Source organism: Natrinema soli (assembly GCF_028618695.1).
This window is the reverse complement of sequence record NZ_JAQIVI010000609.1, coordinates 1-15459: the sequence shown is the minus strand read 5'-3', so window position 1 is coordinate 15459 and position 15459 is coordinate 1. Positions and strand designations below refer to the sequence as shown.

The window sequence follows — 15459 nt, the reverse complement described above, 5'->3', positions numbered from 1 at the left end:
CGTGGGCGCACACCTCGTCTGGCACGGCTCCACCGTGAAACGCGCGTGCGAGCCGGGGGGCGAGCAGCGCCTCGAGCTCGGCGGCCCCGTACGGCGGGAAGAAGACGGCTTCGTCGCTCATCGCGCTTGCGACGCGGCTATCGAGCCGCAGGTCGACCTCCAGCAGTTCGTTGCTCACCAGCCAGACCGACAGGTCGATCCCCCGCGAGAGCTTCCCCTCGCCGCGGAGCAGCCGGTAGAAGAACTCGCTGGGATCGTAGTTCGTGTCGTGTTGGACGTGATCGATCTCGTCGAGGATGAGCACCGTCCACTCGGGGTAGTCAGCCAGCGCCGCCCAGATTCCGGTGAAGACGCCGTCCAACCCCTCGTAGGCACCCTTCTTTTCGCCAGTGAGTTCGACGAGGATCTCGTTGGCCGCGCTAAAGAGCGTGCGACACTCCTTGAGGTTGACGTACTCCACCGCGACGTCGTCGTGGCGGGCGGCGAACTCCTGACAGACCCGCCGCGTCGTCAGCGTCTTGCCGGTCCCCGGCGGACCGTACACCGACACCGTCGGCGGGAGATAGCCGTCATCGACGCCAGTGAGAATCGTCGCGAGCTCGCGTTCCTGAGCGTCGCGGGCATGGACCTCGGCGGGCTCCGCGAGGGGATCCAGCGCCCCCTTGTCGGCGAAGACGCTATCGGTAGGCGCGGTCTCGGCGAAGAGGTCGTCGTACTTGCTCATACGAATCGCGGTTGCCAGTGGTAGTGGCGTGCCACCAATGAACGTGTCGCCCGTGTGCGACTGGCGCCGGTCGGACCGATGTCGGTGGTCGGCGCGACAGCTGGCGACGGGCCCACGCGACTGCGAGCCGCCTGCCGCATACTGGGGCAGGCGCTCGTCGGACTGCTGGAGCCCGTGTCGCAGCGCGGTCGGGAGTACCCGTGGGAGTGGCGTGCCAGCAACGACCGTCTCGCACACCGGCCCGATAGCCACACTGGTGGTGCTCGGTTGAATCCTCATCGCACGCGTTCGATCTCGTACTCGATATCGCCGAGCGCAGGCGGAACCGTGCCCGCCGCGAGTTCATCGTGCACCGTCTGTGGAAGCAGAACGTGATCGATGGTCGAGAGCACGTGGAGCGCACCGATCTCGTCGAGATGAATAATGGGCCCGCGTCAGCGACCGCGAGAGTCACGCATCGAGCCCCCACTGCACATCGTCGGAAACTGCCTGCAGTTCGCGTTCTGCACGTTTGACTCGGTCCCGACCGACGAGTTCGATCGCCGTCTCTCGGTCGATTTCGTCGTTCACGTATCGCGACAGGACGACCTCGATCCAGAGGTCTTCGGGGAACGCAGCAAATGGGAGGCTCGTGACTGTCATCAGCACGATTATGAACGAAGTCATTGAGGAATCGCGTCTGGTGACCTGTATGAGGTCGATCCTGCCGCCGCTGACGATATTCCACCCCGGAGGATTACTTTTGGAAGGAACTCCCGCGAGAGGAGTGGAACCCGGAGCATGAGGCATACGCAGAATAATGGGATGGTATGGCTAGTCACGCGGTCTGTGTGTCGCCATCCGCGCCCCTCTCGGCCGTCCCGTCATCCACTGGTTCCTTTCGCCCTTCAGTGGGAGTTCGACCGGTTCGGCAATGGGTTCAATTATCCAGCGGAAAGGGGGAGGTCCTTCGCGTTTGTTACGCGACATCATGGCCCACTTGTCCAGAGGCCGGTCAGGCAGATTTATCATGCATAGCCACCTTCGAAATTTAGACTACCGAAACAGATTTCGTCACCAGTCGTGCATGAGAAAACCAACTAGCCGACTTCTGCCATTGTGAGGTTATCCAGATTCAGACCCGCCGCCGATTGTCTTCAGATCTGGCGGATCATCGTCGCAGCCGAGGAGTTTCGCCGTCCGGTTCCGATGCTGGCTCTCGTTCCACGACTTGATTGTCTCCGGTGACCACTCGTCGATCGACTGTTCGACTGGCCCGAAGTTCTCTGGAGGACGTCGTCCTGAACTCACCTGTTCATACGCGTAGGCTAGCTCAAAGAGCAGTTCTTCTTGGTACTCTCGAGCCAGGAATTCGATCCCGACTGGTAGCGAATAGTCCTCAGTGAAGCCGGCTGGAACGGTCATCGACGGGAACTCCAGTGCCGGGGAGAACTGCGCGTTTGAACCCCACGGTTCGTCCGTATCGAGTTGGGGCGGGGTGTGTCTGAGTGGCGGGTACACGATTGCATCAAGATCGTGTTCAGCCATCGTGCTGAGAACGGCCTGTTGGAGATCATCACGCTGGCTCAGGCCGTATAGGTAGTCGGTGTTCTCGTCAAGTGCATCTTCATCTACCTCTTCCCGAGAGCGGATAGAACAGATCTCGGGTGCGTATTCACCGGACTCAACAATCTCTTTCAGTGAGTCGGGAGCATCTTCGTCGTCGAGGTCCTCAAGATATCCGTTGATATCCCGGTTGAACTCGTCACTTGTGGATACGTTTGCCTCGTTGATGAAGTCCCAAGAGGGTGGTGTAACCGGATCGACAAGGGCAGCACCTGCATCCCTGAGATCGTCAAGGGCGTCGTTGAACACTCCAGCAACCGCTTCTGCGTCTGCAACTACCTCTTCATCCTCTTCGTCGTCCGTCGGACCGACCCAGTCACGAAATACACCAATCCGGGCACCCTCAAGACCATCTTCATTCAGGTAGTCCGTATAGCTCTTCCCTTCAGCGTGGGGCGTCCGCCGAACACTCTCGGCTGTCTCAGGGTCAGCGGAATCGTAGCCGACCATCACATCGGTTAGCAGCGCTGTGTCGGTGACTGTACGAGCCATTGGACCAGACGTGTCCTCAGTGAGCGCTAGCGGGACGATTCCGTCTCGACTAATGAGCCCAGTCGAAGGACGGAGACCGACGAGACTGTTGGCTGCTGCCGGTACTCGGACAGATCCTCCTGTATCTGAGCCAGTTCCTAGGACGCCAAGACCTGCTGCGATACCGGCTCCTGTCCCACCACTTGATCCACCAGCGGAGTGCGTTAGCTCGTACGCGTTGTACGTTACGCCACCGAGTGAACTGACTGTATTATACGAGAATGCGAACTCGCTCAGGTTGGTCTTAGCGAGGACAATACCGCCAGCTTCGCGGATCCACGATACGATTGTGGCATTGTCGGATGGCGTCGAATCCTTTAGCGAGACTGATCCGGCCGTAGTCGGGATATCTGCAGTGTCGTGGTTATCCTTGAGTAGCACTGGGATTCCGTGAAGGGGTCCGACTAGCTCATTTGATTCAAGTGCAGCGTCTAACTCGGCTGCTCGTTCCATGACATCTGGATTAACGCGAATGATGGCGCCGAGTTCATCCTCGTATGCTCGGATCCGCTCCAGATATTGTTTGACGACGGCACTGACCGAGATCTGATTTGTTCTGTATAACTTACGGAGTTCAGATGCCGTAGCCTCAATTGGATCGAACTTTGACGGACTCGCTGGTTTGTCGTCGGGCGGACCTTCAGGCTTCCCATCCGGCGGGCCACGTGCACCTGCTATACCTGAGATGAGGCTTGCACCGCTCAGTGCCCCAGCTGACCGAAGAATCAATCGTCTGTTTATTCTATATCCACTACCACCACTATATGTGGGATTTCTACTACGATTCGTGTCCCTTTCGTCTTCTGACATACAATTTGTCCAACGATATCACCAATGTTAACTGTTTGTATAATACATATATTACCAGCTAGAATTCGTTATACATTCTCGTTGGCCGCACTGAACAGCGTGCGACACTCCGTGAGAGTCACGTACTCCACCATAACGGCATCGTGGCGGGCGGCGAACTCCCGCCGCGTCGTGAGCGTCTTGCCCGTGCCGGGCGGGCCGTCCACCGAGACCGTCGGCGGGTGGGAGCCGTCATCGACGCCGGTGAGGATCCTGGCGAGCTCGCGTTCCTGGGCGTTGCGGGCGTGGATCTCCGCGGGCTCCGCGAGGGGATCGAGCGCGCCCTTGTCGGCGAAGACGCTATCGGTAGGCGCGGTCTCGGCGAAGAGATCGTCGTACTTGCTCATACGAATCGGGGGTGGCTGTGGTAGTCGCGTGTGACCGATGAACGTATCGCCCGGCTGCTCACCTGGCCGCTGGTGGGTACTGCGATCCGCGTGTGGCTTGCGATAGTTGGACTGACAGGAAATGGGCGGCATGTAGCGCGTGTCCGCCCATGAAAGAACCTCGAGTCTCTTTGCCAGTACGTCCTCCCGTGACTGTGGCGTGTGGGGCTCCTGAATGTGGTGTCAGCACCGACGCAGTCGGTACAGACGGTCTCGGTGACGCAGTTGTTGCCCTGTTGTCTCCACGCCCCGAGTCGGCCCGGCGACTCGCCACCCCTCGCAGCCCCAGTGGGACGAGTTGCGGCCTCAATCGTCTGCGATCTCGTACGTGTCCGACGGTTGCTGGCGCTCAGACAACTGCATGAGCCGTTGGCGTAGCGCTGCGAGGCGAGCGCAGCCGAGACACCACGGCGGGCAGGCGCCGTCGTGGCGCAACACGTCCGTGACCGCCTCGAGATCCGTGATCCGAACGGAGGTCTCGCCGGCCTCAAGAGTGTCGAATACCCGGTACACCGCCAGTGGTGGCGGATCGATCGAGGCGGGCGCTGGGGCGGTCCGTTCCGCGTCAAGACGCTCGAGCAACACATGGTGGAGCACCCACAGGTCATCACGTGGAAGGGCGAGCGCTACGGTGTCTGGGGATAGTGCTGGCATGGGTCTCCGTCACGACTCCTATTGGACGCCGAGAGTATAATGCTTGCTAGCTAGTCGCATGATCTGCAACACTACGGGTGACAGGGACCGCTCGTCTTCTGGCCCTGATGCGCTCAGTCACGGCCGCGGGTGTGTGCCCGGGAGCCGGTCTGGCCTGCAAGAAGGGGTGACGCGTTCGACGGCCACGTCTCTGTCAGGTCCCACACAGCCGGCCCGATCGGCTCAAATTCCCATCTAGGTTATTCCTATCGGAAATATGGGGATTGTCCCAGGATGTAAGTAACCCACGTCTCGATCCCTGCGGCAGTTGCCGGCGGTTCAGCTGTGATCGCGACAGGTGCGACGAACGAAGCGAGACGAGTCAGGCGGGGGCTCGCATCTGTAGGGCCACTAACCGTCACGGCAGTCGGTCCGCGGGCACCGAGATGGCACGCCGGCGTCTGGTGAGTTGGCTGCTCATTCGGGGGAGCCGAATCGACGACGGTGTTGGGCATGGCCGGGCGGCCATCGTCGGTCCTTGCCGGAGGAGGTGGTGGATCAGCGGTGGCTCCCCACGTCTCGGGGGAGAGCGGCGGGATCGTTCCGTGACCTCTGGACAGGGCATTGCTCCAGCGGAACTACGAGTGTATCTGTACTCTCCCCTCCGGGAGCCAACTGGCAGCACCGAGGCCGGCACAGCGCACGACTCGAGGGATGGGAGTGCGGGTCGAGCAGGGACGGACGAGACGCAGACAGACGGGACTGGTGGCCCCACCAGCCGCTTACTCTGGGTCGGCCTCGTCACAGAGAATCGCCCGGACCTCGGCGAGTAACGCCGGGTGGTAGTGTGCAAGGACCGCGACATCCGCCGCGAGGTTGTCAAGCGTCCGCCGCCGGACCTTTGGTCCTTGAGAAAGGGGCATTAGCGCTTCGGCTCAGCTAAATCTAGAAGAGGTCTCTCGACGGAGGCTGTCAATTTCGAACAAAACCGGCAATGTACTGAGACCACAAAATATTCAATAAATTCCTCAAATGATATCATGGGTAGACCAGAATGTGGGGCTTATTCAATCGGGGTGCGACCAGTGAAAATGAGACAACCGAGGTCATCGATGCTGGAGAGCTCACGTTCGATGAGGCTGGACTCGAGACCCCAGCCGAGTTTATTGGATACGAAGGAAGTCTCGTTGTGAAACTGCCGTCATATCTCAAATTGGTAACCGATATTGGAGGGATCGATGAAGACACAAGACTCGCGAACACCTTCCCGGATACCCCCGACTTCATGACCCAACCGTACTGTCCAACCGGATACGTTCAGATCTATCCGGAAGGCGAACAACCTCGTCAATACCGTGTTCTCGATAAGCGAAACGGGGATGCGTGATACGATCGCATAACTCCGATTCAAGTGGACCGGGGTTCGCGGGCTGTTTCCTATCACCGAGTATCAACCGAAAACCGGCGTGTAGCGCGCGGACGAACCGATAGATACCCTTGAGAGCGTTTACCGAAGTGAACCCTCTCCTCGACTAGTGACCTGAGATGGTTCTTCAGCAGTGATTCAACGATCCGCGCATTGGTGGGCGTGGGAAGCCCCGGCGTTTAGGCCGGGGAGGATGTCACCAAGAGTTAGGCGACTGGACAACGGAATGCAGCATGAATGGAGTCAGATGAGCTTTGCAGAATATTGGAAAAAGCTGAGTTTTCGCCGTACGAGGCTGACGCGTACGTCATGCTATTGGAGATGGGGCCGTCAGCGGCGAGCGAACTCGCGACGGCCAGCACCGTGCCACGGGCGCGTATCTACGACGTTCTGCGATCCCTCGAAGACGGGGGCTATGTTACGCTCTACGATCAAGAGACCCTCACCGCTCATCCCGTCAACCCAAGCGACGCGCTCGCCTCGCTTCGGTCGACTGTCAGTCGGTTCGAGAACGCGATTACCGCCATCGAGGACCGCTATGACGCCCCCGACGAAATAGAGGGCGAGGTAAGTGTCGTTCGGCGATTTCGCACCGTCTTCGATCACGCCCGAACGGTCATCTCGGATGCCGAGAACCACCTTCAGCTCGCTGCGACGGACACACAGGTTGAGCGGCTCCGCTCCGTGCTTCGAGCGGCCTACGAGCGCGGCGTCCGAATTCATCTGTCCCTGTTCGTTCCGCCCGATGAGACACCGCCAGCTCCCGCGGAGCTTCAGGGGCTCTGTCACGAGGTGCGACGACGGACACTCCCTGGTCCATTTCTCTTATTGGCAGACCGGCAGCAAGCGTGTTACTCGACTCGCGGCCGTCAGACGAACGAATACGGTGTCCTCGTCGACGACTACGCGACAGCCTATGTTTTCCACTGGTACTTCCTCACTCGGCTACGTGAGGTCTACGACATTGTCTACGATGCTCGCAGTTCTGATGCCCCGTTCACGTTCGTCGAAATAACCGACTGCGTACGTGGCATCGAACCCGCGCTTGATGCCGACGCGACGATCCGGGGCCACGTAATCGGGACGTCGAGAGCGGACGGACGGCAGGTCTCCCTTTCTGGTGAGTTCAACGCCGTCGAGTACACGGGTGTCCGCGACGAGACACCGGCGACGCTGCTCGAACTCGCAGCGAAGGCCACCGTCGTCTTCGAAGCCAACGATACCCAATACACCGTCGGGGGGCCTGGTGCGGCAATCGAGGATATCGCGGCCGACCGCCTCACCATCGAAGAGCTCTCCGAGCCGATGGATCTCCGCCCCTCTTAGTCCGAGCCTACTGCTGAGGCTGTGTTGCCGCTCGTGGGGAGTGTGAACGTAAGTGTCGCGATGACGGCGGCGACGCCGATTGCCGGGAGGAAGGCGACCCGGAGTGAGGTGGCATCCGCTAGGAGTCCGATTGCGACTGGGCCGGCCGCGAAGCCAGCGTAGCTCGAGGTAGAGACGGCAGCGACGGCTGATTCCGCCGACCGGTTGAGGTCGGCTTGGCCGACGAGACTGACATTGACTGGGGCAACGCCACCGATCCCGAAGCCGAGGATCCCGAAGCCGAAAAGCGTGACCGGTGGGATCGGGACGAGCGTGACGATGACTCCAAGGGCGGCGATAGCTGCCGTCAGCTGAATGAATCGGCGAGGACCGACCGTATCGACGGCACGGTCGGCGGCAAACCGACCGAGCGTCATCGCCAGCGCGAACGCGGCGAATCCGAGTGCGGCGACCGCTGGACGTGCACCAGCCGCCCCCGTCAAGAAGACGGCACTCCAGTCGTTTGCGATCCCTTCGATAAGCAGCGCGCAGAACCCGATGAGGCAGAACCCGAGTATCTCTCTGGAAGGGAGTGCGAGTTCGGAATTCGTGTCCTCGCTCTCATCTTCTTCCGAGGGGAGGAGCCATACGCTTGCCGTGAGACCGATACTGAGGAACGTAGCGGCGAGGATGAGAAAGTGACTCTGTGCTGATAGTCCGAGGCTAGTGAAGAGAGCACCGATGAGCGAACCGAGGAGCGCACCGGCGCTGTAGAGCGCATGGAAGCTACCCATAATCTGTCGGGAATAGGCCTGTTCGATGTGAAGCGCTTGCGTGTTTGCGGCGACGTCGAGGAGACCCTTTCCGAATCCGAATCCGACCAGAATGATGAGGAGGGTATACAGGCCGCCCGAGAAGGAGATGACTGGGAGGAGAAGACAGTAGGTGATGATCGCGAGGCGGACAACCGCCTTGGCACTGTAGCGGGCGACGAGAGCACCGCTGGCGATCAGGCCTAGGATGCTTCCAACAGCGAGTCCAAGGAGCGCGATACTGATGTCTGTCTTAGTGAGGTGGAAGAGTGACTCGATGGCTGGGATGCGGACCGCCCACGTCGCGAAGATAGCACCAAGGATGACAAACGCAATACTGTTCGCGACGCGTGCTGACCGGACTTTACGGGGGATGCCGTCAGAGGATTGGGAGATATTCGACGGTTGGTTGGTCACATCAAGAACGGAACAATCTGCCCGCATATAACAGTTCATTGATATAGTTGCTACAGGTGTTGTAGCAATCGTGGAGACGTACAGGCCACGCTCAACACGCTGACTCTCGGCTTCTCTCCCGCAGACACAACACGGTTTGCTGATGCCCCGCTCGGACACGTAAGCCGCCAACTCGAGGCTGGCGTCGGGCCTCCTCAACCGGTGATGTATCACTGGATGGGGGTGAAGCAGAGATCGATTGTCGGAACGAGATGACAATGAAACGATCTGGCTCTGTTGAAATCCTCAGAGAGTTACAGGTTCGCCCGCTAGTCTGACCAGATGCAGGCCCTCCCAAAATCGCGGCTACTCCAGTTTGTTGAACAGGCATTTCACTTGGCCCGACGAGCTGTCGCTCGCTACTCTTCGAAGTTCTCGAAACAGCGATACACACTCCATCAACACATTGTCTTGCTCTGCCTCAAAGTTCGGAAGAACACGACCTATCGGACACTTCCTGACGAACTCATCGAGATGCCCCGTATTCGGAGAGCCATCGATCCCCTGGAGTAGGAGTCGGTCGACCAACACTTCCAGTCGGGTGTCCAATCGGATCGTATCACGCCACGTCGATGACTACGTTACCCGTTTTCCGTCCGCTCTCGACGAATCGATGGGCGTCGGCGATCTCGTCGAGCGGATATCGCCTGTCGACGACCGCTCGCACTTCGCCGGCTTCGACGAGTTCGACGAGGGCTTCCACGTCCTCGGGCGCGTACCCGGCGAGGGACGAGATGACGGTTCTCTCGCCGGTCAAGTTCGCCCAACCGCCCCTGATTCGCCCGAGCAGCGTTGGATTGCCCAGAACGTAGCGACCACCGGGCGACAGACAGCGCAATGTGCGCGAAAACGGACTCGTACCCACCACGTCGATGACGACGTCGTAGCGCTCGCCGCGGTCGGTGAACTCTTCTCGCGTGTAATCGACGACGGAGTTCGCCCCGAGCGAGCACAGCACGTCCAGTTTCTCTCCGCTATCGACACACGTCACGTCGGCTCCCCAGGTCGTAGCGATTTGGACGGCGTACGTGCCGATGCTGCCACCGGCCCCGTTGATCAGGACCGCGTCGCCGTCCTCCACGTTTGCGCTCCGCAGGAAATGCATCGCGTTCAGTCCGCCCGTCGGCAGCGTGGCGGCCTCCTCGACGGTCATGGGTTCTGGTATCCTCGCGATGGGATACGACTCGGAGAGACAGACGTACTCGGCAGCCCCGCCGAACCGGAACGACGTCGCGGCGAACACCTCGTCGCCCGGCACGAATCGCGTCACGTCGTCGCCGACCGATTCGATCTCCCCGGCGACCTCCTGCCCGGGGACGACCTGATTTCCCTTCCAGAGCTTCACGTAGAGCCAGACTGGAAGCCGAAAGGAAAGCGGGAGGTCGAGCCGTCGGAACTCACAGTCGCCTGCGGTCACGGTCGTCGCACGGGTCCGTATCAGCACCTCGTCGTCCACGGGTGTCGGCTTCTCGACCATTGCGAGCTCGAGCACATCGGGCGAGCCGAAGCCACGCATTACGACGGCCGGCATCTCTCCGGTTTCGATCATCGCTGGCCGCTCGTTCCTGGCAACGTGCTCGTCGACTCCGTCGCCGTTCCGGGAGCCCTTACGGCCTCGACCAAGAGCCACACCATCATCAAGTGCGCTCCAACGGTCGCTAGTATCGGTCGGACGGTGAGGAGCGCTACCAGTACGGATCCAACGACGGCGATAGTCCCGACGCTCGGAAATCTGGACATTTTACTCAATACGGGTTGAGTTTTGGTAAATATGCTGGTCTGGCCCATTACCCTCGCGGATGTCGGCGATGCGAGCCTCCCCGACGGTGACCCGCACGCAGGTTGATACCGCCGGAGTACTTCGTGATCGTTCCGATTTGAGATATGCGCCCTCTATGCAGCTCAACTCTCGAAACCGATCACCTACTGAGGGTTTCAACAAGGCCAACGATCTCTATTGGTGACGGGGTAGCTGCAGGGCAACAAAATCTCGAGCGGGGATCTAGCTGGCGCATGCGGCAGACAACATGAGATGAGCGCCTTTCAGTTCTCTATTACTGAGTCACGTGGAATCGACGTCCCACCGTCGCCAGCCGCTTGTTGGCGGGCAGTGACTACGGACCGCAGAGAGTGTTAGTGGAGCCCCATCGCCTTGATCTGTTCTTGATATCGGTTCCGGATGGTGACTTCGGTGACTTGCGCGACGGCTGCAACTTCCTTTTGCGTTCTCTTATCGTTACACAGGAGCGAGGCCGCATAGATTGCAGCGGCGGCAAACCCTGTTGGGGATTTCCCGGACAGCAGTCCCTGCTCTGCAGTGACATCGATGATCTCGTTGGCTTTGGCCTGGACCTCCTCGCTCGAGTTGAGTTCAGAACAAAACCGTGGAACGTACTCCTTTGGATCGACCGGTTCCATCGCAAGCGACAGCTCTTGAGCGATATATCGATACGTGCGCCCGATTTCTTTCCGTCCGACCCGTGAGACGTCGGCGATCTCCTCTAAGCTGCGTGGGATCCCCTCTCGACGGCACGCCGCATAGAGACAGCTCGTCGAGACGCCTTCGATCGAGCGCCCGCGGATGAGGTCCTCGTCCAATGCCCGCCGATAGATCACGCTGGCGACCTCGCGGACCGAGCGCGGCACGCCCAGCGCAGAGGCCATCCGATCGATCTCACTGAGCGCGAACTGGAGGTTTCGCTCGCCGGCATCCTTCGTTCGGATACGTTCTTGCCACTTGCGGAGGCGGTTCATCTGGTTTCGCTTTTTCGAGGACAGCGAGCGGCCGTAGGCATCCTTGTTTTTCCAGTCAATCTGCGTCGTGAGCCCCTTGTCGTGCATCGTCTGCGTGGTGGGTGCCCCGACACGGGATTTACTCTTCCGTTCGGAGTGATCGAACGCGCGCCATTCTGGTCCCCGGTCGATGTTCGTCGCTTCGATAATTAAGCCACAGTCCTCACAGACGAGCTCTCCCTGATCCTCGCTTGTGACGAGAGCGTTCGAGCCGCATTCATCGCAGGTTTGTTCACTGGTACTCTCCTCGATTTGTTGATCCGCCTTCGAGTCACGCTCACGCTGGCGAGTCGGGCGCTCCATGATATGTAATCCATGGATAGAGTTGCTTAAGACCTTGTTTCTATGCCGAGAGCGAACAGATCTTCACTGCTACCCAGGGAAGCACTGACGAATAGGGCTGCCGTTAACGCGGTTCGTATGATGTGGGTATTGTCAACGACGTGGCTCAGCGCTGTGCGCTGGGTAATCCACGTCGTAGCGAGGAGGTCATCTCCGATCGCCAACGAACATCCTCTCTGAGACCATGAGGGTGGATTGTACCACTTCCGGCGCCAGACCATCACCAAAAACAATTATGTTGCTTCCGATGGAAGAGAATTGCTCGGAAGGAATATTACCTGTTCGAGAAGGAGACAGGTGGCGATGACCGTGCATGGGAGAGCTATTGTGACCGTGGTATAATCCGTACTGGATATGCGAAGGATATCGCCGAACGGCGACTCTGCCGAGAATGGGCTGTTGTCGGTGAGACTCCGCTAAGGGATCTCTTAGCACGGGCGTGACGAGAGTCTCATGGGGTGCAGCCGCGTGCATCCGACTAGTCTCGATGAACAATTGTTGATGGATAGTAATACTCCATGAGCAGGCAGAGTGCCTCGGATCGTCCGAGAATGGGGGGTTCTTGGGACCACAGCGCCGACGACCTTGCGGGAGCGACGCTCCCACTTAGTGACGAGACTATCAAAAACGATGCCAGCAGCCAGCGAACAGGAGTAACTGTGGGTCTTCTCTCTTCGAGCAGCCTTCGCAGTTCAGAGAGGAATAGCCTCGAGTGACTGTTCGGAGACGACTGTTGTCCGTGCCGCGAGGCCGGCTTTCTCAAGGATATCGTACGGGAGACCGGGGTGGTGCGGTTCAGAGTATAATCGACGCTAGTCGACGTTCTCACCGCACTGGATACAGAGATCGTCTTGCCAGGGGACGGTGATCTGTACCTCTCGTTCGGTGCCACAGTTCGGACAGTAAGCTGTCTTCGTTGTCGTGTTCTTGCTCACAGGTTCCCCTCCCTCATTCGGTCCAGCTGCTCTGGCTCTACTACGGGTATGATTTCCGGATCACTTAATAGTTCTCTATTCCTGATTTATCATATATATTGGTAATAACTATTGGATTAGCACCGACTGATATACCCACCAACAACCATCCAGATACGCGACAGAGGCAGGCACCCTCCCAGACGCTGTCTCGAATTGACAACTGGTATACTGTCTGTCGATGGCCAGCCCCGATTGACGCGCTGTTGGTCCCGAATCGATCGTTGAATGCAATCGCACTACCGAAGTGTACCGCCACCCAAAAGATTAACCATCTGAGAGGTGGTAGTTGCCCCACGGAATGAAAGGAATGGAAGACATTCGTTCGGACGGAGAAACGCTTCTGTCACGCCTCGAGGGGAATTCGTGTCCGCAGTGCACCGCGGGGACGCTCGAGCGTGGCACGTACAAGGATAACGTCGCCGTCGTCTGTCCGGCATGCGAGACGCCACAGGTTCAGCTCTGGGACGTGGGCTCTCACTGACCGAGAGGGTGAGCAGCCGGTTAGTCGTCAGTTTGTTCTCGAGACTCGCCGTCTTGCGTCGAGGAGCGGATGAGACGTTTCCGAGGTGTATCCGACGAGTCTCGACCACTCAACATCGTCCCGTACTGGGGACGCCATCTCGAGCGATCGCTGCCGTCGACGCTGTGTGAGCGATCGGGCACCGCCTGCAAGCAGAATCGAAACGGGTGCCGTCCATCGGTCTCGGCGACTGTGAACCGCCTTGGCTTAAGTGGGTCGAGAGAGCGACGCTCTCTCGTCATCAAGCGAAACCGACGGTTTCGCGGACATCGCGAAGCTTCGCTTCGCTCAGTTACGGAAGATCGAAGATCTTCCGAACGACCCCGCGGTACTCGGCCTGCTCCGTCTGTAGATCCGCGGGGAGAGAGCATTCCTTGGGAACCGGAACGCGATGACTCGCCTCGGACGGGGGGCGCCAGTGACAGCGCCGCAGTCCACCGCGAGACGAGCGAGAAATCCTCACAGATGACGCTCGCGGCTTATCAGGACTGAACCCTGCCGGAGTGGATTCCCCTCGTAGGGGAAGCCCCGCCGTTCACGGCGGGGAAGATGGTATGACGGCAAACAATGCCAGCACCAGTGATTTCGGTTGAAAATATCTCCTTGAGGCTGACGTCGGCCCCTACTCAAAAGGTGGTGTGTCAATGGGTAGGGGTGAAATAGAGATCGACGATCGGAACGATCTCTATTGGCGACGGGGGTGACTGCAATGTCACGATATCGACGATCGGGAACGGAAATCCCCTCCCCGTCAGATATACAATGAGGCCACTGCTGAATAACTATATACACGATAAAACGATTAGATCGGCCGAGAGAGTCCTTTTCGAAAGAGATAGTGTGTCCCCGCCTACTCCTTCGTATGAGACATTTATCGCGGGGACCGCACTGGCGATCGGTGAGCCTGGTAGTTGCTGACGTTGATTTTGACGACCCCGGACTCACCGATGCACTCGACGTCGATATACTCTCACTGACGGGTACTTGAGCGAGTCGGCGAGCGGAGCGCGAGCTCGAAGATCGTCACGCTGCCGACCGGTGTCTAGACGATCGGATACTCGATCTCGAGGAGTGTTCCTGCCGACTGAACGTCGTGGGTCGGTCTGATTCTCCGACTGGCGAACTGCGACCGCTCGTCGATCCGTCGTTGGCGATCTCTGTGTCCCGCAAACGACTTGCGTATGGGTGCCCATACATCTACTATGAGCAAGAACATCTCGATCTCCGACGATGTCTATCGGGAGCTAAAACGAGAGAAAGGCGACCGGAGTTTCAGCGACGTCATTCGGGATCACCTCGAGGAGCGCCGGAAACTGGCCGACGTCACGGGGACCGGAGTCCTCGACCGGGAGACGCACGACGACGTGAAAGACGATATCGAGCAGTTGAGCCGCGGGACGATCTCGAGAATGGACGATGAAACTCTGTGACACGTCCGTCCTCGTCGATATTGATCGCGGTGGCGTCGCCGATCGAGTGACGAAACTCGACGGCGAGGGCCGCCACGCGATCAGTAGCGTCACGGTCACCGAACTCCGCCACGGCGTTAACAAACGGTATGAAGACGATTCGTCACAGAGGAGCGCTCCGGAGGACCTCGACCGACTCCTTGCCCGATTCGAACTCGTCGAGATCGATCGAGCGGTCGCAACCGCGGCGGCGGATATCATCACCGATCTTCAGCGGCGCGGAAAGCCGTTACACGATCTCCACGATGTCTACGTCGGCGCGACTGCAGCGGTCGAACGGCTCCCGGTACTGACCGCGAACGCCGATCACTTCGAGCGGATGGACGACGTTTCCGTCGTCGACTGGACGTCGTTTTAGCTGACTATCGTGTGACATCTACTTCTCGAGAAGCAGAAACACGGCGCACACTCGCGGCCACCGATCAGCCGTGACGGGCCGCCGGCAACCCCGAGAGCGTCTCGATCGTCTCCGCGACGAGTTCCTCGAGCAACGCTCCCGCCGGCCGAACGTTATCGGTTAGCCCGACGCTCTGGCCGGCGAACAGCGCCATGTCCTCGATGTCGCCGTCGACAGCCGGCGTCGCGAGGGCCTCGTCGTAGCGCTCGATCGGCTCGCCGTCACCGTCGCCAG

The 15459-nt window shown here is 59.3% G+C and carries 14 protein-coding genes and 3 pseudogenes; 6 read left to right on the top strand and 11 right to left on the bottom strand.

Going from position 1 to position 15459, the window contains the following annotated elements; genetic code table 11:
- The 6 genes and pseudogenes from PGX04_RS27765 to PGX04_RS27740 form a co-directional block, all read right to left on the bottom strand.
- Positions 1-724, bottom strand: a 724-nt coding sequence (locus PGX04_RS27765; protein WP_273741441.1) for a Cdc6/Cdc18 family protein, incomplete at its 3' end; no start/stop codon positions are given.
- 450 nt (positions 725-1174) lie between these two features.
- Positions 1175-1390, bottom strand: coding sequence for a hypothetical protein (locus PGX04_RS27760; protein ID WP_273741438.1), 216 nt, complete (start codon positions 1388-1390; stop codon positions 1175-1177).
- Between the two features lie 438 nt (positions 1391-1828).
- Entirely contained in the window at positions 1829-3670 is a 1842-nt protein-coding gene (locus PGX04_RS27755) for an amidase (protein WP_273741437.1), read from the bottom strand.
- 77 nt (positions 3671-3747) lie between these two features.
- Positions 3748-4056: pseudogene (locus PGX04_RS27750) on the bottom strand (Cdc6/Cdc18 family protein); the annotation flags it as partial.
- Positions 4057-4401: 345 nt separating this feature from the next.
- Positions 4402-4749 carry a DUF7853 family protein gene (locus PGX04_RS27745; RefSeq protein ID WP_273741436.1) on the bottom strand — a complete coding sequence of 116 codons (348 nt, stop codon included), beginning with the start codon at positions 4747-4749 and terminating at the stop codon, positions 4402-4404.
- Between the two features lie 761 nt (positions 4750-5510).
- Positions 5511-5651 carry a hypothetical protein gene (locus PGX04_RS27740; RefSeq protein ID WP_273741435.1) on the bottom strand — a complete coding sequence of 47 codons (141 nt, stop codon included), beginning with the start codon at positions 5649-5651 and terminating at the stop codon, positions 5511-5513.
- Positions 5652-5782: 131 nt separating this feature from the next.
- Between PGX04_RS27740 and PGX04_RS27735 the strand changes: the two genes are divergently transcribed.
- Together PGX04_RS27735 and PGX04_RS27730 are read left to right on the top strand one after the other, a co-directional pair.
- Complete coding sequence (locus tag PGX04_RS27735; RefSeq protein ID WP_273741434.1) at positions 5783-6115, top strand: hypothetical protein; 333 nt, start codon at positions 5783-5785, stop codon at positions 6113-6115.
- A 303-nt stretch (positions 6116-6418) separates the two neighbouring features.
- Positions 6419-7480, top strand: a complete 1062-nt coding sequence (locus PGX04_RS27730) for a TrmB family transcriptional regulator (protein WP_273741433.1) — start codon at positions 6419-6421, stop codon at positions 7478-7480.
- Here PGX04_RS27730 and PGX04_RS27725 read toward each other — a convergent pair.
- The gene (locus tag PGX04_RS27725) at positions 7477-8688 is read right to left on the bottom strand and encodes an MFS transporter (RefSeq protein WP_273741439.1); all 1212 of its coding nucleotides are present in this window, start codon (positions 8686-8688) and stop codon (positions 7477-7479) included. The genes PGX04_RS27730 and PGX04_RS27725 overlap by 4 nt on opposite strands.
- 321 nt (positions 8689-9009) lie before the next feature.
- Here PGX04_RS27725 and PGX04_RS27720 point away from each other — a divergent pair.
- Positions 9010-9228: pseudogene (locus tag PGX04_RS27720) on the top strand (IS5/IS1182 family transposase); the annotation flags it as partial.
- Between the two features lie 58 nt (positions 9229-9286).
- Here PGX04_RS27720 and PGX04_RS27715 read toward each other — a convergent pair.
- From PGX04_RS27715 to PGX04_RS27705, 3 genes are all read right to left on the bottom strand, one after another.
- Positions 9287-10276: an NAD(P)-dependent alcohol dehydrogenase gene (locus PGX04_RS27715; RefSeq protein ID WP_273741432.1), complete on the bottom strand. Its 990-nt coding sequence runs from the start codon at positions 10274-10276 to the stop codon at positions 9287-9289.
- 584 nt (positions 10277-10860) lie between these two features.
- Positions 10861-11823, bottom strand: a complete 963-nt coding sequence (locus PGX04_RS27710; protein WP_273741431.1) for a transcription initiation factor IIB — start codon at positions 11821-11823, stop codon at positions 10861-10863.
- A gap of 851 nt (positions 11824-12674) precedes the next feature.
- Positions 12675-12797, bottom strand: a complete 123-nt coding sequence (locus PGX04_RS27705; RefSeq protein WP_273741430.1) for a hypothetical protein — start codon at positions 12795-12797, stop codon at positions 12675-12677.
- Between the two features lie 340 nt (positions 12798-13137).
- Here PGX04_RS27705 and PGX04_RS27700 point away from each other — a divergent pair, with 340 nt between their 5' ends.
- The 3 genes from PGX04_RS27700 to PGX04_RS27690 all read left to right on the top strand — a co-directional run bounded on the left by PGX04_RS27700 (position 13138) and on the right by PGX04_RS27690 (position 15186).
- A complete protein-coding gene (locus tag PGX04_RS27700) occupies positions 13138-13320 on the top strand; it encodes an HVO_A0556 family zinc finger protein (protein ID WP_273741429.1) in 183 nt (60 codons plus the stop codon).
- Between the two features lie 1241 nt (positions 13321-14561).
- The gene (locus PGX04_RS27695) at positions 14562-14789 is read left to right on the top strand and encodes an antitoxin VapB family protein (protein ID WP_273741428.1); all 228 of its coding nucleotides are present in this window, start codon (positions 14562-14564) and stop codon (positions 14787-14789) included.
- Positions 14776-15186 carry a type II toxin-antitoxin system VapC family toxin gene (locus PGX04_RS27690; RefSeq protein WP_273741427.1) on the top strand — a complete coding sequence of 137 codons (411 nt, stop codon included), beginning with the start codon at positions 14776-14778 and terminating at the stop codon, positions 15184-15186. Before PGX04_RS27695 ends, PGX04_RS27690 begins: the two co-directional genes overlap by 14 nt.
- Before the next feature lie 64 nt (positions 15187-15250).
- Here PGX04_RS27690 and PGX04_RS27685 read toward each other — a convergent pair.
- A pseudogene (locus PGX04_RS27685) lies at positions 15251-15459 on the bottom strand (nitronate monooxygenase); the annotation flags it as partial.